The organism is Skermania sp. ID1734 (assembly GCF_007489285.1).
Classification (GTDB): domain Bacteria; phylum Actinomycetota; class Actinomycetes; order Mycobacteriales; family Mycobacteriaceae; genus ID1734.
Genome location: NZ_VLIY01000007.1, coordinates 77,482 through 100,060, shown reverse-complemented (window position 1 = coordinate 100,060; position 22,579 = coordinate 77,482). Strand labels below are relative to the sequence as shown.

At 66.1% G+C, this 22,579-nt stretch carries 22 protein-coding genes and 1 tRNA gene; 5 read left to right on the top strand and 18 right to left on the bottom strand.

Annotated features, from left to right (window positions below):
* Positions 1–16: 16 nt before the first annotated feature.
* The 9 genes from FOS14_RS10615 to FOS14_RS10575 all read right to left on the bottom strand — a co-directional run bounded on the left by FOS14_RS10615 (position 17) and on the right by FOS14_RS10575 (position 9,209).
* Positions 17–832 carry an acetoacetate decarboxylase family protein gene (locus FOS14_RS10615; RefSeq protein WP_143770289.1) on the bottom strand — a complete coding sequence of 272 codons (816 nt, stop codon included), beginning with the start codon at positions 830–832 and terminating at the stop codon, positions 17–19.
* A complete protein-coding gene (locus FOS14_RS10610; RefSeq protein WP_143770288.1) occupies positions 820–2,178 on the bottom strand; it encodes an acyl-CoA dehydrogenase family protein in 1,359 nt (452 codons plus the stop codon). Before FOS14_RS10610 ends, FOS14_RS10615 begins: the two co-directional genes overlap by 13 nt.
* Positions 2,175–3,242: an acyl-CoA dehydrogenase family protein gene (locus FOS14_RS10605; protein WP_185981716.1), complete on the bottom strand. Its 1,068-nt coding sequence runs from the start codon at positions 3,240–3,242 to the stop codon at positions 2,175–2,177. The genes FOS14_RS10610 and FOS14_RS10605 overlap by 4 nt, the downstream gene beginning before the upstream one ends.
* Positions 3,243–3,252: 10 nt before the next feature.
* Positions 3,253–4,605 (bottom strand): wax ester/triacylglycerol synthase family O-acyltransferase, encoded by a 1,353-nt coding sequence (locus FOS14_RS10600; protein ID WP_143770286.1) that lies wholly within the window; start codon positions 4,603–4,605, stop codon positions 3,253–3,255.
* A gap of 527 nt (positions 4,606–5,132) precedes the next feature.
* A tRNA-Ala gene (locus tag FOS14_RS10595) sits at positions 5,133–5,208 on the bottom strand.
* A 76-nt stretch (positions 5,209–5,284) separates the two neighbouring features.
* Positions 5,285–6,178, bottom strand: a complete 894-nt coding sequence (glpR, locus tag FOS14_RS10590; protein WP_143770285.1) for a gephyrin-like molybdotransferase receptor GlpR — start codon at positions 6,176–6,178, stop codon at positions 5,285–5,287.
* A 131-nt stretch (positions 6,179–6,309) separates the two neighbouring features.
* On the bottom strand, positions 6,310–6,966 hold the full coding sequence (locus FOS14_RS10585) for a GNAT family N-acetyltransferase (protein ID WP_143770284.1): 657 nt from the start codon (positions 6,964–6,966) through the stop codon (positions 6,310–6,312).
* Between the two features lie 18 nt (positions 6,967–6,984).
* Entirely contained in the window at positions 6,985–8,235 is a 1,251-nt protein-coding gene (gene glp, locus FOS14_RS10580) for a gephyrin-like molybdotransferase Glp (RefSeq protein ID WP_143770283.1), read from the bottom strand.
* A 32-nt stretch (positions 8,236–8,267) separates the two neighbouring features.
* The gene (locus FOS14_RS10575) at positions 8,268–9,209 is read right to left on the bottom strand and encodes a UTP--glucose-1-phosphate uridylyltransferase (protein WP_143770282.1); all 942 of its coding nucleotides are present in this window, start codon (positions 9,207–9,209) and stop codon (positions 8,268–8,270) included.
* Between the two features lie 44 nt (positions 9,210–9,253).
* Here FOS14_RS10575 and FOS14_RS10570 point away from each other — a divergent pair, with 44 nt between their 5' ends.
* The 4 genes from FOS14_RS10570 (at position 9,254) to mscL (ending at position 11,547) form a co-directional block, all read left to right on the top strand.
* Positions 9,254–9,898 carry a 5-formyltetrahydrofolate cyclo-ligase gene (locus FOS14_RS10570; protein ID WP_143770281.1) on the top strand — a complete coding sequence of 215 codons (645 nt, stop codon included), beginning with the start codon at positions 9,254–9,256 and terminating at the stop codon, positions 9,896–9,898.
* 97 nt (positions 9,899–9,995) lie between these two features.
* Positions 9,996–10,304, top strand: coding sequence for an FmdB family zinc ribbon protein (locus tag FOS14_RS10565; protein ID WP_143770280.1), 309 nt, complete (start codon positions 9,996–9,998; stop codon positions 10,302–10,304).
* Between the two features lie 82 nt (positions 10,305–10,386).
* Complete coding sequence (locus tag FOS14_RS10560; protein WP_143770279.1) at positions 10,387–11,046, top strand: SAF domain-containing protein; 660 nt, start codon at positions 10,387–10,389, stop codon at positions 11,044–11,046.
* A gap of 93 nt (positions 11,047–11,139) precedes the next feature.
* Positions 11,140–11,547 (top strand): large conductance mechanosensitive channel protein MscL, encoded by a 408-nt coding sequence (gene mscL / locus FOS14_RS10555; protein WP_143770278.1) that lies wholly within the window; start codon positions 11,140–11,142, stop codon positions 11,545–11,547.
* An 80-nt stretch (positions 11,548–11,627) separates the two neighbouring features.
* Here mscL and FOS14_RS24700 read toward each other — a convergent pair whose 3' ends face one another.
* The 6 genes from FOS14_RS24700 to FOS14_RS10530 all read right to left on the bottom strand — a co-directional run bounded on the left by FOS14_RS24700 (position 11,628) and on the right by FOS14_RS10530 (position 17,604).
* Positions 11,628–11,783, bottom strand: coding sequence for a hypothetical protein (locus FOS14_RS24700; RefSeq protein WP_185981715.1), 156 nt, complete (start codon positions 11,781–11,783; stop codon positions 11,628–11,630).
* The gene (locus tag FOS14_RS10550) at positions 11,783–12,280 is read right to left on the bottom strand and encodes a molybdenum cofactor biosynthesis protein B (RefSeq protein WP_185981728.1); all 498 of its coding nucleotides are present in this window, start codon (positions 12,278–12,280) and stop codon (positions 11,783–11,785) included. Before FOS14_RS10550 ends, FOS14_RS24700 begins: the two co-directional genes overlap by 1 nt.
* A gap of 83 nt (positions 12,281–12,363) precedes the next feature.
* Positions 12,364–13,656 (bottom strand): S1C family serine protease, encoded by a 1,293-nt coding sequence (locus FOS14_RS10545; RefSeq protein ID WP_143770276.1) that lies wholly within the window; start codon positions 13,654–13,656, stop codon positions 12,364–12,366.
* A 114-nt stretch (positions 13,657–13,770) separates the two neighbouring features.
* Positions 13,771–15,171 (bottom strand): HAMP domain-containing sensor histidine kinase, encoded by a 1,401-nt coding sequence (locus FOS14_RS10540; protein ID WP_143770525.1) that lies wholly within the window; start codon positions 15,169–15,171, stop codon positions 13,771–13,773.
* A 95-nt stretch (positions 15,172–15,266) separates the two neighbouring features.
* Entirely contained in the window at positions 15,267–15,956 is a 690-nt protein-coding gene (locus tag FOS14_RS10535) for a response regulator transcription factor (protein ID WP_143770275.1), read from the bottom strand.
* 205 nt (positions 15,957–16,161) lie between these two features.
* Complete coding sequence (locus FOS14_RS10530) at positions 16,162–17,604, bottom strand: DUF2079 domain-containing protein (RefSeq protein WP_143770274.1); 1,443 nt, start codon at positions 17,602–17,604, stop codon at positions 16,162–16,164.
* A 113-nt stretch (positions 17,605–17,717) separates the two neighbouring features.
* On the opposite strand from FOS14_RS10530, the gene rpsR reads away from it, so the two are divergent.
* On the top strand, positions 17,718–17,972 hold the full coding sequence (gene rpsR, locus FOS14_RS10525) for a 30S ribosomal protein S18 (RefSeq protein ID WP_143770273.1): 255 nt from the start codon (positions 17,718–17,720) through the stop codon (positions 17,970–17,972).
* A gap of 170 nt (positions 17,973–18,142) precedes the next feature.
* On the opposite strand, the gene FOS14_RS10520 is transcribed toward rpsR, so the two are convergent.
* From FOS14_RS10520 to FOS14_RS10510, 3 genes are all read right to left on the bottom strand, one after another.
* The gene (locus FOS14_RS10520; protein ID WP_143770272.1) at positions 18,143–19,066 is read right to left on the bottom strand and encodes an undecaprenyl-diphosphate phosphatase; all 924 of its coding nucleotides are present in this window, start codon (positions 19,064–19,066) and stop codon (positions 18,143–18,145) included.
* Positions 19,067–19,133: 67 nt separating this feature from the next.
* Positions 19,134–21,083: a VWA domain-containing protein gene (locus tag FOS14_RS10515; protein ID WP_143770271.1), complete on the bottom strand. Its 1,950-nt coding sequence runs from the start codon at positions 21,081–21,083 to the stop codon at positions 19,134–19,136.
* The gene (locus FOS14_RS10510) at positions 21,083–22,474 is read right to left on the bottom strand and encodes a sigma 54-interacting transcriptional regulator (RefSeq protein ID WP_143770270.1); all 1,392 of its coding nucleotides are present in this window, start codon (positions 22,472–22,474) and stop codon (positions 21,083–21,085) included. The genes FOS14_RS10515 and FOS14_RS10510 overlap by 1 nt, the downstream gene beginning before the upstream one ends.
* Positions 22,475–22,579: the final 105 nt, after the last annotated feature.

Below are 22,579 nucleotides of genomic sequence, written 5' to 3'. Positions count from 1 at the left end.
TCGTCTCTACCTGCAGTCAGCGGCCTGCGGCGTAGGCCACGCCCGCATTCAGCCGCGACTGGAACCGGTCCGTCGAGGCCACCGCGAACGGACGCGCGCCGTCCAATCCCAGATCGCGCAGGTTGTTCGCCATGCGGTGTCGCGATGTCCCGACCCGCAGCTTGAGCCCACCGGGCAGGTGTGCCTGCATGCCGTTGCGCAGGTCGACATTGGTGCGCACCATCGCGCCGTGGTTGAACGAATACAGCACCAAGGGCATCGGCGGGGTCGGCAGTACCGGCACCGCGCGGCCGGACAGCTCCATGATCGTGGATCCATCGTCGGGGTCTTCGGTCACGCTCGAGAAGCGGCCGCCACCGAGTTCGAAGCTGATCGGGGCGACGAACTTCGGATAACCCCAGATCTCCGAGCCTGCGGCACAGGCTTCCCGCGTCGTCACCGGCAGATCGAGAATGTAGGCGCCCTGCTCGCGCCGGTCCGGGCTGCGCAGCAGCTGGGTCCACCCGGTCAACGGCCGATGCCGCTTGCTCCCCTCGGGATTGACCAGGATCCCGACCCCGACCTCGTTGTAGGGGCCGATCGACGTTTGCCGGTACTCGTAGAGCGCGACCGCGACCACCGGGCGGTGGCCGAAGTGGATCGCGGGCACGAGCCCGGTGCCGGCGAGCTTGTCGGCGACGGCGTCGGGGTCGGCGCTGAATAGCGCAAAAACGTTGGAGTTGTCGTAGTACAGGATCGGCAGGTCGACAGCACCGGTGGAGGTCGACACGGTCGTGGTCGGTACCGCGAAAAACGGCTCCTGCGCGTAATGGGTCGGGATCACGGTCGACATTTGGCCAGTACCTCTTCCTGAATATCCTCGATCACCGCGAGCCGGTTGATCTGGTTGGTTCCTTCGAAAATGATCGGCAGCCGCGCGTCCCGGAACGCCTTCTCGACCCGATTGGCATGCAACACACTGTGATTGCCGATCAGGTCCATAGCGGTGTTGCAAACGTTGAGCGCGTGATCGGTGCAGTAGAGCTTGGTCATCGACGCCGCGGCCTGGGTCGGGATGAACGTACGTGCCTGGTCCCACACCATGCCCCGGATCGCCGCGGTCTCGGCGATCATGTCCGCCAACATCAGCTGGATCTCCTGATAGTCGACCAGCGGTTTACCCGCAAGTGTTGTCGTGCAGGCGAAATCGAGCGCCGCCTCGAGTGCCGCGCGCGCGAAACCCACCCCCATGGCGGCCACCGGGATGCGGGACACGTTGAGTGTGGCGCGGTTGAGTGCCCAGCCGTTGCGCAACCCGCCCACGACATGGGACTCCGGGACGAACACATCGCGGAGTTCGAACTCCGCTGTGCCCGAGGCACGCATGCCCATCTTGTGTTCCTTGCGCAGCGGCACGAATCCGGGAGTCGGCGGTTGCACGACGAACACGGTCCACGACTGCATACCCTCTCCCTCGAGAGCGGCGAACACGCAGATGGTTTTGGATAGATCGGCCGCGCCGATGAAGCGTTTGCGACCGGTCAACCGCCAACCACCGGGCACCCGTCGGGCGACCGTCCCCGGCGAGTACCGCTCGGCGCCGTGCCCCTCTTCCACGTCCGAGCCAGCGGTCGGCTCGGTGATAGCGAACGAAAACGGATGCAGTTCACCGGCTTTGACCTCCTTGAACGCCGGGATCAAGAACCGGCGAATCGCATTTGGGTCACCGGAAAACAGGATCGGGCACTGCCCGAGCGCGGGCACCATCAGATTGAGCATGAGTCCACCGCACGCACGGGCGAACTCCTCGACCTTGACCGCCAGCGCCCACACCGGGTGATGCTCGGTCATCACAATGGCGGTACCGAACGGAGGCGGCAGCACCATGTCGGACATGAAGCCCTCACGCCCGGCCCGCGAAAGCACTTCCCGCATCAACGGATGCACTTCGGTCAGCGGTGGTTGCGGCGCGAGATCCAATTCCAGCGCGACCGGGGCAATGACCCGATCAGCGAACTCGCGTGCGCGACGGCGCAACGCGGCGAGCGGCCGCGGCAGCCGGTCGGTATCGCGCTCCCACAGCTGCTTCGGTGTGTAGCCGACGATTCGGCGGGACAGCGGATTCAACCGGGGGAAGGCCGTGCGGGTGGACAACGGATCGGTTACCGCGACGAACCCGTCGAGTGCCTCCTGCCTCATTGTCCGCGCTCCCATTCGGCGACGAACAAGTTCAGCTCTACCGGGGTGCCTCCGAGTACCCGTAGCGTATTGGCGTCACGCACCAGCTTCTCCAATCCGAAGTCCTGCATATACCCGCGGCCACCGAGGACCTGCATGCCGTTGTTCGTCGCCACACACACCGCCGGGTGGAACAGGGCGCGCACCCCGGCGAGTTCCGCAAGAGCTTCGCCGCCCGGTGTTTTCGCCGCAAACGATGCCAGATAGTGGTTGGCCGATCGGGCGGTCGCAGAGATGGTGCCGAGCATCTGCGCCACCGCCGGGTACTGGTCGATCACCCCGCCGCCCTGGCGTCTGCCACCGGCATAGGCTCGGGCCAGCACGAGACTGTGGTCGACGAGTCCGGCAGCGATGGCTGTCATACCGAGGTGGTCGAGGTAGAGCGCCTCGGCGAGTGCGGCTGTGTCCGTCACCGTCGTGGCTGCGGTGGTGCGCACGGTCGCGGTCAGCAATTCGTCGAAACCGTGGCTGTGTGGCCGTGGCTCGACGGCACAGTCGGCGCGATCGGCCAGCAGCCAGCCGACCTCGCGCCCGTCGAAGACGGCCACCAGCACCGACGCCCACGGCGCGCCGACGACGACGCGATCACGCGCGGGATCGAAGTAGTCGCGCAGCAGCGCGGTGTCTGCCTCGGCCAGACCCCGCCCGGCGAGCAGTTTCGCCAACGCCTGCCGACCGAAACCGTAGTGGCCCTGCAACGACAGTGCCGGCGGCGCACCAGTGTGGTCGAGCCCGAGGCGCGCCACCAGCCACTGCGCCAGCGCCAACCGGTGCAACGCGAACGCGACACCACCGTTGACCGCGGCCAGCGCTCGCAGCGCGCTCACCCCGAAGTCCGTTGATTCCCACAGACTTTGCGCACCGAGTAGGCCCGCGGCATGAGCCTGCTCGATGACGTCGCACAGCACATCGGGACTCATGACGTGTTCATGGCGCTCCACCAGCGGCGACACCACCTCGGCACCGAAACTGTCGACGGCCGCTCGTCGCGTCGCGCTGTCGACGATTGTTTCATGCTCGCTCATCCTCGTACTCCTAGGTGACCGCGGCTTCGAGTTCGTCGAGGGCCCCACCGCAATAGACCGCGACGTCCTGCACATGCGGCAGTGCCTCCCGACAGGCGGTGATCCCGAAATTGAGCTTGCCGTCGTGGGACAGAATCGTGATGTTGAGGGCCTCGTTCTTCGACAACAGCGACATCGGATAGAACTCCTCCATCCGGGCGTCCCCCGCGAACAGTGGTGTCCGCGGACCGGGAACGTTCGAGATGACTAAATTGAACATCGGACGGATCGCGCCCGCCCCGGGAATGACCTGTTTGGCCAGCCACGGCGTGCCGGCGAGCATTCCGTAGTCGCCGAGCACGCTCGCATCCAGAGTTTTCAAATGATTCTTGCCCGCTGTCGTGGACGCGCTGATCGCCCGCAACCGTTCCATCGGCCCAGCCACGTTGGTGGCCAAGTCGGCCAGGATCATGCTGACCGCATTGCCGTCCTCACCGCCCTTGGTCGTGCGCACCGACACCGGGCACATCGCTGTCAACGAGGCGGTCGGCAACTGCCCCAACTCGCTCAGATACCGGCGTAACGCGCCCGCGCACATCGCCAGGACGATGTCATTCACGGTGGTCGCAGTGCGGGCGGCGAGCGCGCGCACCCGCTCGAGGTCGACCACGGCCGTCGACACACGCCGCTGCGGCCCGATCGGCACGTTCAAGGCCGACTGCGGCGCCTGGAACGGGCCGACCATCGCATCACCGTGACGGACGGCGCCGACAGCGAATTCGCCCAGCGCTCTCGGCAGCTGCGCAGCCCGGATCACCTTCTGCACGATGCCGGCGCCGGAGGACTGTTGTGAGGGTCGAGTGGGAATCGTTCGCGCCCACGGCGGCGGCGGCAGCCGGTCGGTCGGCGTCGCCGTGAACGTCTCACCGAGCAACCGGATCCCCGCCACCCCGTCGAACAACGCGTGATGGGCCTTCAGATACACCGCGACACGATTGTCTTCCAAGCCTTCGATCACATGCATCTCCCACAACGGGCGACGATGATCCAGGGGCGCGGAATGCAAGCGGGAGATCAGAACACCCAGTTCACGCTGCCCGCCGGGACTGTGCAGGGCCGAATGACGCAAGTGGTAGTCGATATCGACGTCGCTGATCACCTCCCGCGTGCCCGGAATCGGCAGTGGACGCATGTGAATCAAGAAGTTGAACGGCCGACTGGTCGCCGGATACCCGCGCCACGCCTCGACCAGCCGGCGCGCGAACTCGACACCCGGTTCCTGCGGCCGGAAAATCATCAACGAACCCACCTGCATCGGCGTGTCCGGCGAATCCACCCACGTCCAGAACGCGTCCTCGATCGGCATCATCTTCTTATCCGGCACCGGTAATCACATCCATTCGCATCGCCACGTCAGTGCCGCAGGTTATTTCAGACCGACTCTTTTCATCGTGCGCAGCGCACCCGTCGCGGTGCGCGCCCACAGTGGATACGGGACACCGGCAGGCGGAGTGAAGTGCGGCTGTATTCGACACTTCCGATCTCCGCCCTTCTCCCGACGAGAGCCACGAAAGAACCCGACCGTCAAAACCATTGCATAGCAATAGGTCTCAGGACTTGCGGGCGACGCCACTCGGCGTGCGAGATAAACACTAGGAGCCGCTCGACACCCCCACAACATCAATGTTCACTCGATATGAAATTTGCCGTCGTCGTCGTGCGCTCCATACGAAAGGATTGCGAGGACACACTGGGGGAACACCTACGCCGACCTATTCCCCGAGGATCTGGACGACGACGCCGACGCACTCCACACCGCCGCGATGGCCTCACGTGGATCTACTGCGGACCACGACCTAAAAAAGGGGCATCTCCGGTAACCCGGAAATGCCCCTTTGACCTGCTATTTCTTGGTGGAGCTGAGGGGAATCGAACCCCTGACCTCTTCGATGCGAACGAAGCGCGCTACCAACTGCGCTACAGCCCCTCACGGCCTTGCGACCGTGCTGCGCAACTCTAACAGGCAACCCCGGATCGTTCCGAATTGAGGGTGCCGGAGGCGATTACTCCCCCGCGGCGCGCCGCATGGCCTGCGGGGAAACCCGCCTGGCATGCATTCCGCCGTAGTAGTCGAGGTGATCGAACGCCGGGTCTTCGTCGTCGATGTCGAGCGCGACAACGCCACGGGAGCGACGCGGCGCCGACTCTTCCTCGAACTGGTCGTACTCCTGCGCTGCCGCCCGCCGTGAGCGGGCCAGACGCGCCATGCGGCGCCGACGGATCTCCTCCTCCATCCGCACCTGCCGGCGCAGATAGCAGAGGTAGGTCACCAACACGAACCCGATCCCGGCGCACACCCACCAGAACTTCGAGTTGATCACCATGCCCAGCGCGCCGGACAGAATCACGCCGAGCAGCAGTCCGAGAACGGCGCGTTGCCGGAAGGAATAGCGCGCCGCGCGGGCGATCGCGTCGGCCTGCGGGTCGAATCCGCCACGCCCGCGTCGGACCGGCGCGAAGTCGGCGGGCAACTCGTCGCGGTCGTCGTCCGGCGCAGCTTGCGGAGTTGCCGGCGGGCCGGATTCTTCGGGTCGAGCGTCCGCGCGCCCGTCGGTAGCTGAATCTTCGCTCGCTACCGTTGTTTCGACGCTGTCGGTCTCGGTATCCACTGGGTCCTCCCCACCGACCAGATTGCCCGCATCTTCTTGTTGGGCTGCCCGCTTGAGCAGCCATCGAGGACGCTCCGGCTTCGACCGTGGGCGCCAGTTGGGATCGCTGTCATGACCCGCCGCGGGGCCGCGCGCCGCCTTACGTTTGGACCCGCCACGATGGAGTACGCGCGTAGCCAGCGCGGCGTCGGTGGTACGACGAATGCGCGGATGGCGGTCGGCAAACATGGGGAACAGCACGAAGATCCACAGCACCACCAGACCGATCCACAAGAGCGAATTCGGCATCGCGGCGCGCACCTCCGTCCATCCCCGACCGAAAAGTTCTGACGAAGAAAAGGCTAATCCGCAGACAACTCCGAACCGGTTAGACGCGCCGTAGCGAAAGACACATCAGTCACAGCAGTCACACGTGACGCTTACGCCCACGCCGCCTTTCCGCTGCGTATCAATCGCTCCGCGACCGTGCCGGCCACATCCTCCACCGTCATCGCCACCAACAGGTGATCCCGCCAAGCGCCGTCCACGTCGAGATAGCGCCGCAGCACACCCTCTTCACGGAAGCCCACGTTGCGCAAAACCGCTTGGCTGGCAAGGTTTTCCGGCCTCACGGTCGCCTCCACGCGGTGCAACCCGACCGGTCCGAAGCAGTGATCGAGGCCGAGCGCGAGCGCGGCCGTTGCGACGCCCTGGTTGGCTACGTCCTTGGCCACCCAGTACCCGATCCAAGCCGACCGCAGCGCACCCCGGACGATGTTGCCGACGGTGAGCTGGCCGCAGAAGTCGCCGTCCAACTCGATGACCAGCGGGATCATGTGGCCCTTGCGCGCCTCGGATTTCAGGCTGGACCACAGACCCGGCCAATTCGAGACGTGATGGCGCGCTTCCCACAACCCGGTGCCGGTCGGTTCCCACGGTCGCAGATGATCGCGGTCGCGAATGCGAATCTGACTCCACGCCCGGGCATCTCGCAGTCGGATCGGTCGAAGCGTCACCGTTCCGGCCGCGACGCGCAGCGGCCCCAGCTGCGCAGGCCAGCCGGGATGGCTCGACCAGGTGAGTGCGTTTGTGCCCACGCCAGCGCCCTATCGCCCTCAGTTGCGCTGCGCGAGAAAGGCGACGTCGACTTCGTCCCCGGTTCGCACGTCGGTGACGTCCGGGTCGACGACGACCAGACAGTTCGCCTCGGCGAGGGTGGCCAGCAGATGCGACGACGCCCCGGCCGGACCGCCGAGCACCTGAACCAGATATTCATCGGTGTTTTCGTCGCGCATCAGCTGCGCACGTAGGTAGCCCTTGCGGTGCTTTATGGAGGTTATCGGAGAAACGGTGCGGGCCTTGACAATTCGACGCATCGGCTGCCGCCTGCCCAGCGTGATCCGAATCAGTGGCCGGACCATCACTTCGAAGACCACCAACGCGCTCACCGGGTTGGACGGCAACAAGAACGTCGGCACCTCATCGCGGCCGAGGCGACCGAAACCCTGAACCGATCCGGGATGCATGGCAACCCGATCGACCGCAAGGTCGCCGAGTTCCGTCAATGCCTCCCGCACCTGTTCGGACACGCCCCCGCCGACCGCGCCCGCGATCACCACAATCTCCGACCGGATCAGTTGGCCCTCGACCACCTCGCGCAGCCGTGCGATGTCCGAGGTGACGATGCCGACTCGGTTCACGTCGGCGCCGGCATCACGCGCCGCGGCGGCGAGCGCATACGAATTGACGTCGTAGACCTGTCCGGGGCCGGGAGTGCGGTCCACATCCACAAGCTCCGCGCCCACCGAAATGACGGACAACCGCGGTCGCGGATGCACGAGCACCTTCGACCTACCGACCGCGGCCAGAAGACCCACTTGCGCGGATCCGATGATGGTGCCCGAGCGCACGGCCACGTCGCCGGGCTGCACGTCATCGCCGACGCGGCGAACGTAGTCACCGGAGCGGACCGGCTTGTAGACCTTGATGCGGGCGCGCCCGCGGTCGGTGTGGTCGAGCGGGAGGACGGCGTCGGCCAAGGTCGGCATGGGCGCACCGGTGTCCACGCGAACGCTCTGGCGCGGCTGCAGGCGCGTCGGCTGCCGCGAACCGGCGCTTACTTCGCCAACCACCGGCAGCATCAGCTCCGCTGGTTCGCCTTCGTGCGCGGACCCGGCGGAGGCGACATCGACACTCCGGACGGCATAACCGTCGATCGCCGCCTGATCGAAGCCCGGAAGCGGGCGCTCGGTGACGACGTCCTCGGCACACAACAGCCCCTGCGCTTCCGAGATCGCAACTCGCACCGGCCGCGGCGCCACCGCCGCCGCCGTAACCTTGGCGAGCTGGTCCTCAACCGAGCGCATATCCGCCTTCCTGCGTCGAGACCGCTACCGGTCTACTCGTCACGCGTGAGCCCCGGTGCCCAATCCGAACTCAGCCGACGGGTAAGCCATTCGCGCAGCGAAGGGCCGTACTCCTCGCTATCCAATGCAAAGTCAACAGCAGCACGCAGGTAGCCCCCGGGATTTCCGAGGTCGTGTCTCGATCCGCGGTGCACCACCACGTGCACCGGATGGCCCTCGGAAATCAGCAACGCAATCGCGTCGGTCAGTTGCAGTTCACCGCCCGCGCCCGGCGTGATCCGGCGCAGCGCATCGAAAATCGCCCGGTCGAGCAGGTAGCGTCCGGCCGCGGCGAAGGTGGACGGCGCATCCGCGATCGACGGCTTCTCCACCATGGCCTTCACCTTGAGCACATCCGGGTTCGCGGCGTCCGGCACCGGTTCCACATCGAACACGCCGTACGCGCTGACCTGGTCCTTCGGCACATCGATGGCGCACAGCACGCTGCCGCCGCGCTTGTGGCGCACCCGCGCCATCACGTCGAGCACGCCACGCGGCAACACGAGGTCGTCGGGAAGCAGCACGGCCAGCGCAGTCTCGTCGTCGTCGAGAACCTGCTCGACCTGCAGCACCGCGTGCCCCAGACCCAGCGGCTCGTCCTGGACCACCGATTCGACCTCGAGCAGCCCGGGCGCCTTGCGAACCTTCTCCAGCAGCTTGTACTTGCCGCGCTCCTCGAGCTTGCTTTCCAGAACCAGGTCTTCGACGAAGTGCGCGACGACGCCGTCCTTGCCCGGCGAGGTGACGATGACCAACCGGGTGGCACCGGAATCCGCTGCCTCGCCAGCCACCAATTCAATGCCCGGCGTGTCTACTACCGGCAGCAGTTCCTTGGGAACCGTCTTGGTCGCGGGAAGAAATCGGGTCCCCAAACCCGCCGCAGGAACCACAGCCGTGCGGAAGCACGTTGGTTTACCGACGCCGACTTCTGTCATGAGCACACCCTATCTATTCGCGCTGCTGAGCCTAAGGTCAAGTTGTGACCGCGTCCCCTGATCGAGGCCATGACGGCTCGCCGTCACCCGACGGACGATCTGGCGAATACCCCTCCGGACCTCATGAAACCAAAGCGCAATGGCGCTCAGCAATTCTGCGCGCCCGGCGCGCCGTGTCGCCGGCTGTGCACGCGGCCGAAGCCGACGCGCTCGCGGTTGCGGCGGCCGGCATCGTCGCCGCCGGGAAAACGGTCTGCGCCTACGTCCCGGTCGGCACCGAGCCGGGTTCGCCGTCGCTGTTGACTGCGCTCGCACACGCGGGCGCAACGGTGTTGCTGCCAGTGGTGCGTGATCTGGGGCCGCTGTACTGGGGACGGTTCACCGGACTGGACAGCCTCACCGACGCACCGCGCGGACTACGGGAGCCAACCGGCGATCTGCTCCCGCCCGACGCCATCGCGACAGCTTCGCTCGTCCTCCTGCCTGCTCTGGCTGTCGACAGGCGCGGGGTACGGCTGGGCCGCGGCGCCGGCTATTACGACCGCTCACTGGAACTCGCGCGCGGCCGCCTGATCGCCGTGGTCCGCGACTGCGAAATCGTGCCGCTGCTCCCAGCGCAGGCACACGATCGCCCGGTCGGGTGGGCGCTGAGCCCGAACGGCGGTCTCACCCAATTGCGGACCGAGTAAGCCATCCACACGCTGGGGAATTTCCGCTGGAATGGCGTTGTTGGCACTGTCGGCGGTAGAGTGCCAGAACAGCGGATGGTATCCCACGGAGGTTGACGTGCCCACCTATTCCTACGCTTGCACCGAGTGCGACAACCGGTTCGACATCGTGCAGTCGTTCACCGATGACGCACTCACCGTGTGCGACAAGTGCCAGGGCAAGTTGCGCAAGCTGTTCAACTCCGTAGGGATCGTCTTCAAAGGCAGCGGGTTCTACCGCACAGATAGCCGCGGCGGCGGATCGACCGCCTCCGAGCCGGCGCGGTCCGAGTCGAGCAAGTCGGATTCCACCAAGTCGGATTCGGGCACATCCAACGGCGCCAAGAGCGATTCCTCGACCTCGACAAAGCAGGCGGTCGCAAGCTAACGGCGTTATCCCCAACGGTGGTTTATCCACAGCCAGCCCATTGTGGCGCTGAAGCCTCCTGAAGTAGCCATAGCCTGCGGGCATGGCCCGTCCCGCTGACCTCTCCCCGACGCCGCTGCAGCGGCTCGCCGAACTCCGCTACATCGTCTGGCTCCGAACGCCGTTGGCACGCAAAATTGCGGCTGGCGCGCTTGCCGCACTCGGTGTCGTCCTGATGCTGCGCGACGACCCCGACCGGGCAATTGCGCGAGTGGTGGTGGCCGCGCGCGATCTGCAGCCGGGGCGTGTCCTCACCGCCGACGATCTCACTCTCGCTGAACACGCCCGCAACGCGCTGCCGGACGGCGCATTGACCAGTACCGCCGACGTTGTCGGCCACACTGTCGCAGGCCCGGCTCGGGCCGGTGAAACGCTCACCGATGTCCGAATCCTTGGGCCACGATTAGCCGTAGCGGCAACGGGGCGCGACGACGGACGCTTGGTTCCCGTACAACTCGCCGAGGCGGCCGTCACGGAATTGCTGAGGTCCGGCGACCGGGTGGATGTGCTCAGCGCGCCACACAGCGCCGATGCCGCCGGCCAGGCGCGAGTCATCGCTGCCGACGCTGTCGTGGTTCTCGTCTCCGCGCCCGATTCTGCGCGGTCCAAGGAGAAGGTCGTGCTGCTCGCGATGCCGACCGCCGCTGCCGAAAAGGTAGCCGCCGCGTCGCTGACGGATGCGCTAACGGTTACCTTCCATTGAGGTAACGCTGACCTTTCCGTCACCGCCGGATTAACCGGAAACCGCTACCATTCCTTGCTCGTACGCACAAGGCTCGTCTGATCGGAGAAGACAGTGCTCAAGGGCTTCAAAGACTTCATCATGCGCGGAAACGTGGTCGATCTGGCGATCGCGGTCGTCATGGGTACCGCATTCGTGGCAATCGTCACCGCGTTCAGCAACAACATCATCAACCCGTTGATCGCCGCACTGGGTGGCACCAACAACGTCGGCTGGGGCTTCAGGCTTCTGAGCGACAACCCGAACACCTTCGTCAACATCGGCGCGGTCATCACGGCCGCGATCAACTTCATCATCATCGCGGCGGTGCTTTATTTCGTTGTCGTGCTGCCGATGACCACTGTGAAGAAGCGCTTCGTCGCCGAGGGTGAAGAGGAGCTCAGCGACACCGACGTCCTGATCCAGATCCGTGACCTGCTGGCCAACGGACCGAAGTCGCCGGACAACGTTCCCGGCCACTGAACCGCCGTCCCCGCGCGCGGATTTGCGGTAGGGCGAGCCAATGATCTTGTGCTGCAGCGCAAACCCGCGCGCGGGGGCGACTAGATATGGTGCGGCGGCTTTTCCCGCAGAAGTCGCTCGTCGACAGACCGCTCCTCAGCGGACGGCCGAGGCTCGCGCTCGTCGCTGGTGATCTCCGGCAGCGCCTCGCCGAAAATTTCCGCGAGGCGCGCCTTGTCCGCCGCCGAACCTGCCATTACTCCCCGAGACCGGACAACTCGTCGATCACATGACTGGCCAGCGGCGTCAGCGTGGCCATGCCATCGCGGATCGCGGCGCGTGAGCCGGCCAGATTGACCACCAACGTGCTGCCCGAAAGGCCGACCAAGCCGCGCGACAATCCCGCGTCGAGCGCGCCGGCCGCCAAGCCCGACGCCCGCAGCGCTTCGCTAATGCCCGGCAACTCGCGGTCGAGCACGTCGGCCGTCGCGTCAGGGGTGACATCGCGCGGGGCAACCCCGGTGCCGCCGACGGAAATCACCAGATCCACCCCGCCGATCACGGCGGTGTTGAGCGCGTTGCGAATCTCGACCTCGTCATTGGACACGATCACGGTTGCATCGACGAGAAAGCCCGCCTCGCTCAGCAACTCGGTCACCAACGGTCCAGCGGAATCTGCGTTGTCGCCGTGGGCCGTGCGGTCGTCAACGACCACGACGAGCGCGCGACCTGCCACCGGGGCATCGATATGCATGGTGTCTACCGTAATGGCACCGTCCGAATCCGGTTGCAACTGCCCGAGAATCGCCCACCTGCGCGCATCTGCTGCCGTGTGCATCAGCGACCTCCCGGCGTCGGTGCGACCGCGAGGGTCACGTCAACGGTCTTCGGATTCGCGCCGGACGGGTCGGTGTAGGTGACCTTCACCTTGTCGCCGGGAGCGTGCGAGCGAATCGCCGCGATCAGGGCGTCGCCCGAGTCGATCACCCGGTCGTCGACCTTGGTGATCACCGCGCCCTTGGGAATGCCTGCGGACGCTGCCGGGCTACCGGGCTGAACGTCGATCACCCGAGCACCGTTCGAGGTGTCCTGCGAGGGCACGCTGACGCCGATCATGGCGTGCGTGGCGTGACCGGTCTTGATCAACTCCTCGGCAATGCGCCGGGCCTGGTCCACCGGGATCGCGAAGCCCAGGCCGATCGACCCGCTCTGCTGGCCGGTCATTTCGCCGCCGCCCAGGGTGGCGATGGCCGAGTTGATCCCAATGAGCTTGCCGTTCATATCGACCAGCGCACCACCGGAGTTGCCCGGGTTGATCGCTGCGTCGGTCTGGATCGCGTCGATCACCGTGTCCTGATTACCGGACTCGCCACTGGTCGACACCGGCCGGTTCAGGGACGAGATGATGCCCGACGTGACGGTTCCGGCCAGACCCAGGGGCGATCCGATCGCGACGACCTGCTGACCGACCTGCAGGTTGGCCGAGGAACCCAGCTCGATCGGCGTCAGGCCGCTCTTGCCGGCCACCTTGATGACGGCCAGATCCGAAACCGGGTCCGCGCCCACCAGTTGCGCGGGAGCGGTCGACCCGTCGGCGAAGGCGACCGTCAGATTGCTGTTGGGACCGGCGCCGGTGGCCACATGGTTGTTGGTGAGTATCAATCCGTCGGAGGACAAGATCACCCCAGATCCTTCGCCCTCGGCCCGCGCTCCGGCGACCTTGATCATCACCACGCTGGGCAGGACCTTCGCGGCGACCGCTTGCACCGAACCGGCCGGTGCGTTGATCACCGGACTCGTCGATGGTTGCGGCGCGTTGAGGGCGTTGGTCACCGCACCACTCGACGAAGTGGTCGTCGAGTCCTGGGTGGAGACGACGGCAGCACCCACCGCGCCGCCAACGCCGCCGCTTACCAGGGCCAGCGCGACCGCGCCCGCGACCAGCTTGCCGCGAATGCTGCGCGGGGCTGACGTATTGGGGCCGTGCACTTGCTCCGGCCCGGTAAATCCCGGGTGGTAGGGCTGCTGGTACGGCTGGTTGTACTGCGGCGGATACGGCCGAGTCTGATAGTCCGGAGGCTGCTGTTGCGGCTGCTGCGGGCCGTTTGCCGGATTGTTTTCGTCTGTCATCTACTCACCTATCATCCGACGCGATTCGTCACCTTCTCTATACCCACTTACTCACGATGACCGACAGTGCTGAGAAGTGACTGAGACGGCGCTTTGGAGTTGTCGAAACTCCGTTCAGATTCCCACATCCGCCTCGGCCGCCACAGCAGCCCCGGCCTCACCCGGAAGATCGATCCTGATCAGCGCACCGCCGCGCGTTGAGGTATCAACCGCGATCGTGCCGCCGTGTTTGGTGACCACTTGCCGAACAATTGCCAGACCGAGGCCGGAGCCGGGCATCGACCGTGATGAGGTTGTCCGATAGAAGCGTTCGAATACCAGTTCACGTTCGGCGACCGGAATTCCCGGACCGGCGTCGTCGACGGTTAGTTCCAGCAACCCGTTGCCGACCTGGCGCATCAGCACGACGACCTCCGCGCCGGGCGGGCTCCATTTGGCGGCATTGTCCAGCACGTTCAGCACGGCCCGCTCGAGTCCGGCCTCGTGGCCGTAGACGAACCATGGTTGCAGCTGAGCCTCGAACCGAATCTCGTTGCGGCGCCGCCGCGCACGCTCGAGCGCCCGTTCCACGACGTCGCCGAGGTCGACCCGTTCGTACACCGTCTCCGGGGCATCCTCGCGGGCCAGGTCCACCAAATCGCCGACCAGCGTGGACAACTCCTCGATCTGCGCCATCACGTCGGCGCGCAACTCCGCCATATCGTTGTCCGGAATACGTGGAGCCCCAGGACGGCTCGCCGCGATCAGCAATTCCGTATTGGTACGCAACGAGGTCAGCGGAGTGCGCAGCTCGTGACCGGCGTCGGCGACCAATCGGCTTTGCCTGTCCCGGGATTCGGCGAGCGCGCGGAGCATCGTGTTGAAACTTTCGGTGAGCCGGGCCAATTCATCGTTTCCGGTCACCGGAATGGGGGTCAGGTCGTCGGTGCGCGCCACCCGCTCGGTAGCCGCCGTGAGCCGAGCGACGGGCCGTAATCCGGTGCGGCCGACGGCCATACCGGCTACCGCCGCGAGCAGAACACCACCACCGCCGACGATGAACAACACCCACGCGAGCCGGTCGAGCACCGCGCCGGTGGGCGCCAGGCGCTGCGCGATGACCAGGGTCGAGCCGGTGTTGGTGCGTTCGGTCAGCACCCGCTGGTTGTCGACAGTGCGCAGCGACGATGCCCGTTCGCCCTTGGCGACCTCGAGTTCGTCCGTGCCGATCGGCGTGTCCGAGCCGGGCGGCATGTAGACCTTCAAGTCGGGGAAGATCAGCGCGACGCTGATGTCCTTGGAATAGAACGTGGCCAGCGAGATCGACCGGAAGTCGAACGAATCGAAGTTGTTGTCGATCAACGTCGAGGCACGGGTCTTCAACTGATTGTCGACGTCGGCGTAGAGCGCGCGGGCAACGACCGCATAGGCCGCGATCGCCATTACGGCCACCGCGATGGCGACCACCGACGCGGCGAGTAGGGTCACCCGCCACCGCAGCGACACCGAACGGGTTAGTGGCATGGGCGGGCGCATGCTCGGCGGTTCGTGCCCCGGGTTGATCAGCGGCAACGCCGACCGGGTTGCGTCACCTTGCGGGAAGCGACGCCGGCCGGCCCGAGAGCCGAATTTCACGGAGGCGTCTCCCGCAGCACGTAACCGACACCGCGCACGGTATGAATCAGCCGCGATTCGCCTTCGGCTTCGGTCTTCCGGCGCAGGTATCCCACGTAGACCTCAAGGGCGTTGCCGGAGGTCGGAAAATCGTAACCCCACACCTCTTCGAGGATCCGGCTGCGGGTGAGCACCCGGCGCGGGTTGGCCATGAGCATCTCGAGCAGCGCGAACTCCGTGCGGGTGAGGCTGATCTGCCGCTCGCCGCGCGATACCTCGCGGGTATTCGGATCGAGGGTGAGGTCGGCAAAGCTCAGCGTCTCCGAGCCTGCCGGTTCCGCGTCGGACCCGGCCCGGCGCAGCAGCGCGCGCAGGCGGGCGAGCAACTCCTCGAGCGCGAACGGCTTGGGCAGGTAGTCATCGGCGCCCGCGTCGAGACCGGCAACCCGCTCCGACACCGAGTCCCGCGCGGTCAGCACCAGGATGGGCAGGTCATCTCCGGTGCTGCGCAGACGTCGGCAGACTTCGAGACCGTCGACGCGCGGCATCATGACGTCCAGCACGAGAGCGTCGGGTCGGGAGGCGACGGTTTTCTCCAGGGCGTCCATTCCGTCGACGGCGAGATCGACGGTGTAGCCATTGAACGTCAGCGAGCGGCGCAACGATTCTCGAACCGCCCGGTCGTCGTCGACCACCAATATCCGCATGTCAACAGTGTGGCCTCATCGACTGAGATCTGTCTGAGAACACTCCCGGTCAGGCCGCGAGTGAGCATCGCAGCGACGCAGTCGCGAGGAGCGGAGCGAGTGGAGCTGGCCGGCAAAGGCACCCGTCAGGCCGCGAGTGAGCATCGCAGCGACGCAGTCGCGAGGAGCGAAGCGAGTGGAGCTGGCCGGCAAAACCGTCGGATCCCTACCGCTGCAGCAGCACGATCCCGGCTTCTTGGCCGCGCACGGTGTAGCCCGCAGTCTCGGCGTCGGCGATGGCCTGCTTGTCACCAGCCGGATCCTTCGGCCACCGCGACGGATTCGACAGGTTGACCATGATCCAGTCCGGGGTGACGTGATCCTGCGGCAACTGCGGGAAAATGGTGACGCTGTAGTTGGACACCAGTTGGGGCGCAATGTTATTGGATGCCGCAATGGTCGAACCGGGCGGAATCTGCTGGGTAAGTTGGGTGATCGCGCTGCGCTGGGGATCAGCTCGCCACGTTTGGGCGTACATGAGGCGCGACAGCGGCAACACCGGCAGCCCGGCCACGGCGACCACGAAAACCACGGCGAGCACGGCCTTCCTGGCACCGGCACCGATCCTGCCGCTGTCCCGACCACGCACCAGCGCATCGATCAACGCGGCGAACATGATCGGCATCAGCACCGCGCTGTAGTGGTAGTCGGGCCCCCAGAAATTGCTGTTGTTGCTGATGAAACGCCACCCCAAGGTCGGCAGCGCCAGCACGATCAGAGGCGACCGCAGCGCCACAAAACCCGTGATCAACAGCAGCAGAAAGACAGTCGAGCCGCGGTCGTCGCCCGAAAGCAGACCGTGCCATGCACTGTCGAGCGCGCTGCCCACGCCGCCCGAGCCGAGTTTGCTGGCCTGCCCGTAGGTGCCGTTCGGACTTAGCGCCGGAATGATGACCGTGACCGCCAAGGCGGTCCAGGCGACACCCCAGCACGCGGCGACGACACCCCACCATCTGGTGCGGCCGGTGGTGAACCAGGCAACGAAGGCGCCGATGGCGAAGACGGTCAGCCCCAGGTCTTCTTTGACGAACACCAACGGCAGCGCCCACAGCAGGCCGGCGCGCCAATGCCGGTTGCCCAGCGCCGTCACCGAGAACGCCAGCAGCGGGACCGCTAGAGCGATCTCATGGAAGTCGAAGTTCGCCGCCGACTGCAGCCCCCACGACAAGCCGTAACCAAGCGACACTACGACGGCGGCGACGCTACCCAGCCTGCGCAGCGCCCAGCGGCTCAGCGGGATGACGCCCACGGCGAAGAGCACCGCCTGGGCGACCATCAAAGTGTCCGGGCTCGGGAATACCCGGTACACCGGTGCCAGGACGGCCATCAGCGGCGAAAAGTGGTCGCCGAGCGCGTTGCTGCCCAGCAGCGGCACCCAAGGCGCGTGGCCGTGCGCGTAGGCGGCGACCTCTTGCACGAAAATTCCCAGGTCGTATCCCGAGGTGGCCAGGTGTGCCTGATTGCGCAAACCCAGCAAGGAATACACCGCGGCAAGAACAACGAACGCGGCGGCAGGTAGCCACACCATTCGTCGAGCGGGTGGCGAATCGCGCCTGCCGGCGGTCGGCTCGACGACGATCTCGGGTGCCCGCATCGAAAGGGTGCTCACAGTCGATGTTTTGTACCCAAACCAGCTGAGACCAACCTGAAATGTGATCTCCGTCGCACGCCCGGCTCTTCGATACGATGGCTTCAGGCGCCAACCAGAGGGAGATGGTGAGCATGGCGGCCAAACGGATACCGTCCAAGAGCGCACGCAATGAGCCCGCCAAGCGTGGCAAGAAGAATCCGCTGATCGCGGCGGGCATCGAAACCGTCGACTACAAGGACATCAACCTGCTGCGCACGTTCATCTCCGACCGCGGCAAGATCCGCAGCCGCCGCGTCACCGGGCTCACCCCGCAGCAGCAGCGGCAGGTGGCCACTGCGGTGAAGAACGCGCGCGAGATGGCGTTGCTGCCGTTCACGAGCAGGTAATCCCGTCCTGGCCGGTGCCTATTGCCGGTCAGCTCCACTCGCTCCGCTCCTCGCGACTGCGTCGCTGCGATGCTCACTCCCGTCCTGACCGGCGCCTATTGCCGGTCAGCTCCACTCGCTCCGCTCCTCGCGACTGCGTCGCTGCGATGCTCACTCGCATCCTGACCGGGTTAAAGAAACCGCACCACCGAAATCAGGCCGAAAACCACGCAATAGACCGCGAACGGAATCAGCGTTCGGGTGTGGAAGTACTTGGTCAGGAACCGCACCGACAGGTATGAGGCCGCCGCCGCCACGAGCGCACCGGCGAGCACCTGTCCCCCGATGCCGTGGCCCTGTGGGCCGAACAGCGTGGGTAGCTTGAGCACACCTGCCGCCAGGATGACCGGCGTCGCCAGCAGGAAGGCGAACTTGGCCGCATCCTCGTGGTCGAGCCCGCGAACCAGCCCACCGACCATCGTGACGCCCGAGCGGCTGATTCCAGCCAGGAGCGCGAGGCTCTGCACCAAGCCGATGCCGAACCCTTCCTTGTAATCGAGGTGCTCGATTCGGCGGTCGTCGCTCGGCGGTTCCTCGCCGTACTGCTCGGTGTACGCGAAGCGGCGGCCGTATTCGGCGAGCGACATTGCCTGCTTGCGACGCAATACCTCACCGGCGGTGAGGACCCCACCGTTGATCGCCAGGAAGATCGCGGCGATCAGCGGAGTGGCGAACAAGGTGCGCAACGGATGCTCCAGCAGTAGTCCGAGCAACCCCACCGGCACCGTGGCGACGATGATCAGCCACGCGAGCCGCTGCGTCGAGGTCTCCACCCGTCGGGTGCGCAGCGTCTCGAAGAATCCTTTGATGATCTCCACCCAGTCGCGCCAATAGAACACCAGCAGCGCCAGGGCTGTCGCGACATGCAGGGCCACCACGAAGGCGAGATACGGCGTCGCGGTGTCGGAGTCGCCCTGGGTGACCAGGTCGCTCCAGGAACCGCCGATCCAGGCCGGTATCAGCACCGAATGCCCGAGACTCGAGATTGGAAAGAGCTCTGTGACTCCTTGCAGCGCGCCGATCACTATGGACTGCAGATAAGACAAGTCGGACAAGCTGTTTCCCTCCACGACGCAAACACCGTCGCGGACAAGGTACCGGAAGTGGGCGCGTAATCCGGTATCAGCGCGTATTCGAGCCCCGTCGCATGCGCATGTAGTCGCTCACCACCGCGGCGCCGAGACCGTCCAGATCAGGGGCCACCACCCGCCCTGCAACCCGACGGGCCATCCGGTCCACAAACCGCGCAAGACCGGGATCGTCACCCAAGCGGAAGATCGTCACCTGCGCGCCGAGCCGCGCGAGCTGATCCAGCTCATGCACTGTCAAGCCGAGCGTGCGCATGCTCGGGGGGTAGTCGAACACCGCGAAACCGTCCGGCTCGAGATGCGCCGTGGGCTCGCCGTCGGTGACGATGAGCGCCACCGGCTGGGCGTTCGGATGTTTACGGAAATGCCGCGCGGCCAGCAGCAGCGCGTGATGCAGGTTGGTGCCCTGCTCGTACGCGCCGTCGAGGCCGGCGAGTTCGGCCGGGGTCAGCGTTTGGGCGTGTCGGCCGAAACCGATCAGTTGGAGGTGATCGCCGCGGAACCGCGTGGTGACCAGATGGTTGAGCGCGAGCGCCGTGCGTTTCATCGGCACCCAGCGCCCCTCGATGATCATCGAGAACGAGGTGTCGACCAGCAACGCCACCGCGGCCTGGGTGCGCTGTTCGGTTTCGCTGACCTCTACATCCACGACCTGCAGCCGCACCGGCACCCGCCCCGGGTCGCGCAACACCGCGTTGGTGAGCGTGCGAGTCACGTCCCACGGCTCGGTGTCACCGAATTCCCACGGCCGACTCGCGCCGGTCGGCTCTCCCATGGCGCCCGCCCGCCGGGTGTCGCGCTGGCCGCCACGCCCGGCGATGCGGTCCGCGACATCGCGCAGCGCCGCCTCGCCGAGCCGACGCATCGCCTTGGGTGACAGCCGCCATTGCCCGTCCGCGCCCCGGTCGAGGAAGCCCTGCCGTTGCAGCGCCTTCTCCAGTTCCGCCAGGGTCCGGACATCCGCTGTCGCCTCGTCGCCGAGGTGGCGGGCCAGGGCCTCGAGGTCGATGTCGTCGAGTTGCGCACCGGCATGCTGCTGCGCCAACTGCTCGCCGAGTTGCTCGAGTTCGGCGATTTCCTGCAGCGCCGAGGTCCCCTCACCCAGTCCGAGCGGATCGTCGCCCCGGAACCGTTGCGACCCTTCCCAGTCCTCGCCCGGTCGCGCGGCCCGCAGGTGGGCGTCGAGGCGGTCGAGTTGGTTGATCAGGCTGGGGCTGCCGAACGCCTGGGTGGCCAGGGCGTCGAGTTCGGCGCGTTGCTCGGGAGTGAGGCTGTTGCGCAACCGCTGCGCGGCGGCCGCACGTTGGGCCAGCGAATCCAGGAGCTCCTCGACGTTACGAGGATTCTCCGGAAAGAAGTCGCCGTGCTTATCCATGAACTCGCGGAACTGCTCATCGGTGTCTTCCCCGCGGGAGTGCGCATCGAGGAGGTCGTTCAAGTCCTCGAGCATGTCGTTGATGCGCTGGCGATCTTCTTCGGTCGCGTTCTCCAGCGCCTGCTTCATGCCGGCGAAACGCTGGTCGAGCAACTCCCGGCCGAGCAGGTCGCGGATCTTCTCGTAGTCCTCGCGGGCCTGCTGGCTGCGCCAGTTGTAGTCGGAAAGTTCTTGCACCGCTTGGGCGGTCGAGGGCGGCAGCTCGGCAAGCTGCATTTCGGCGAAGCGAGCATCATCATCGAGCGCGCGGGCGAGTTCCTTGCGTTCCTCGAGCACCGCCCGGTCCAATAGCTTGCGAACCTCTTCGAGAGTTCCACCAAGGTTGCTGCGCTGCAACATTTCCCGCCGCCGCTGGTGCACCCGCCGGGCCAATTCATCAAGCCCCGTAGTGTTTTGAGTGCCGCGACGCAGTAGCTCCTGCAACGCGTGACGCGGGGAGCTGCCCGCCATGACATCGGAGCCGATGGTTTCCAGCGCCTCGCGCAGATCTACCGGCGGCGCGAGCGGGTCGCCGCCCTGGTAACGGCCGTAGCGCGCGTCGCGAGCCATCAGCCGTACACCAGCTCCCCGTTGTCGCCGGAGATCTTCGACAGTCGGCGCGCCAAATAGAGTCCTTCCAAGGCGAATTCGGCCGCGGCGGCGCGATCACCGTCGCTTTCCGCGTGTAATCGCTTGGCCACCTGATCAAGTACCTTCAACTTCGGCAGCTCGTCGAGCAGGGCTTTGGCGCTGATGCGTTCGCCGGTGATCACCGGATCGCCCGACTCCACCGCGGCCACCAGCGGACCCAGATCGAGCCCGCCGAGCGCGGAGCGTGCGGTGTCCGCGGTCGCCCGCCGAAGCAGGTGTTCGAGGACCTCCGCCTCCCGGCCCTCTTCGCCGCTCTCGAATTCGAGCTTGCCGCGTAGCACGTCGACCACGGTGCCGAGGTCGACCGGCCGCGCTACCGGCTCGGCCTCGGTGAGAATCGCGCCACGACGCAATGCCGAGGCCGCCACCGTTTCCGCGCCGGCCACCGCGAATCGCGCCGACACGCCCGAGCGCTGGTCGATCGCGGTCGATTCGCGCAGCAGCCTGGTGAACCGCGCGAGCACCTCGAGCAGGTATTCGGGAACCTTGGCCTCGAGGTGCGCCTCCTGGTGGATCACCGCGATCTCGTCGCCGAGCGCGAGCGGATAGTGGGTGCGAATCTCCGCGCCGAAACGGTCCTTGAGCGGGGTGATAATGCGGCCGCGGTTGGTGTAGTCCTCCGGGTTCGCGCTGGCCACCAGCAACACGTCCAGCGGCAGGCGCAGCGTGTAGCCGCGGACCTGAATGTCGCGCTCCTCCATCACGTTCAGCAGCGACACCTGGATGCGTTCGGCCAAATCGGGCAGTTCGTTGATGGCCACGATGCCGCGATGCGAGCGCGGTACCAGGCCGAAGTGGATCGTTTCCGGGTCGCCCAGGCTGCGGCCCTCCGCCACTTTCACCGGGTCCACGTCGCCAACCAGGTCCGCGACGCTGGTATCCGGGGTGGCCAGCTTTTCCGCATACCGCTCGCTGCGGTGGCGCCACGCCACGGGCAGCGCGTCGCCGAGTTCCTCAGCGCGTCGAAGTGAGGCGGGCGTGATGGGCTCGTAGGGATGTTCCCCGAGCTCGGATCCCGCGATGACGGGAGTCCACTCGTCCAGCAGTAAATACAGCGTCCGCAGCAGCCGGGTCTTGCCCTGCCCGCGCTCACCGAGCAACACCACGTCGTGACCGGCAATCAACGCGCGCTCGAGTTGTGGCAACACGGTGTCTTCGAAGCCCACGATGCCCGGCCAGGGGTCGCGTCCCTCGCGTAGCGCGGTCAGCAGGTTGGCGCGGATCTCTTGTTTGACGGTGAGCTGGCGGTGCCCGGACGCGCGAAGCTCGCCGAGCGTGCAGGGACGTGTGGTCTGCGGTCGAGTCACCATTTCACGCTACGAGCGTTCCGGCGTCCCGGCTAGGCGAACTTCAGAGCATGTTGATCAGGGTGCCGAGCAGTTGGGGTGTCAGCTGCACCAAAACGCCCAGGTACC

Excerpts from the sequence above, each read along its gene's own strand:
- FOS14_RS10615 (WP_143770289.1), bottom strand. The coding sequence starts at position 832 with ATGTCGACCGTGATCCCGACCCATTACGCGCAGGAGCCGTTTTTCGCG.
- glpR (WP_143770285.1), bottom strand. The coding sequence starts at position 6,178 with ATGCCGAATTCGCTCTTGTGGATCGGTCTGGTGGTGCTGTGGATCTTC.
- glp (WP_143770283.1), bottom strand. The coding sequence starts at position 8,235 with ATGCGCTCGGTTGAGGACCAGCTCGCCAAGGTTACGGCGGCGGCGGTG.
- FOS14_RS10605 (WP_185981716.1), bottom strand. The coding sequence starts at position 3,242 with ATGAGCGAGCATGAAACAATCGTCGACAGCGCGACGCGACGAGCGGCC.
- FOS14_RS10515 (WP_143770271.1), bottom strand. The coding sequence starts at position 21,083 with ATGGCTCGCGACGCGCGCTACGGCCGTTACCAGGGCGGCGACCCGCTC.
- FOS14_RS10560 (WP_143770279.1), top strand. The coding sequence starts at position 10,387 with ATGGCCCGTCCCGCTGACCTCTCCCCGACGCCGCTGCAGCGGCTCGCC.
- FOS14_RS10550 (WP_185981728.1), bottom strand. The coding sequence starts at position 12,280 with ATGCATATCGATGCCCCGGTGGCAGGTCGCGCGCTCGTCGTGGTCGTT.
- FOS14_RS10575 (WP_143770282.1), bottom strand. The coding sequence starts at position 9,209 with ATGACAGAAGTCGGCGTCGGTAAACCAACGTGCTTCCGCACGGCTGTG.
- FOS14_RS10540 (WP_143770525.1), bottom strand. The coding sequence starts at position 15,171 with ATGCGCCCGCCCATGCCACTAACCCGTTCGGTGTCGCTGCGGTGGCGG.
- FOS14_RS10510 (WP_143770270.1), bottom strand. The coding sequence starts at position 22,474 with ATGGTGACTCGACCGCAGACCACACGTCCCTGCACGCTCGGCGAGCTT.
- FOS14_RS10610 (WP_143770288.1), bottom strand. The coding sequence starts at position 2,178 with ATGAGGCAGGAGGCACTCGACGGGTTCGTCGCGGTAACCGATCCGTTG.
- FOS14_RS24700 (WP_185981715.1), bottom strand. The coding sequence starts at position 11,783 with ATGGCAGGTTCGGCGGCGGACAAGGCGCGCCTCGCGGAAATTTTCGGC.
- rpsR (WP_143770273.1), top strand. The coding sequence starts at position 17,718 with ATGGCGGCCAAACGGATACCGTCCAAGAGCGCACGCAATGAGCCCGCC.
- FOS14_RS10535 (WP_143770275.1), bottom strand. The coding sequence starts at position 15,956 with ATGCGGATATTGGTGGTCGACGACGACCGGGCGGTTCGAGAATCGTTG.
- FOS14_RS10545 (WP_143770276.1), bottom strand. The coding sequence starts at position 13,656 with ATGACAGACGAAAACAATCCGGCAAACGGCCCGCAGCAGCCGCAACAG.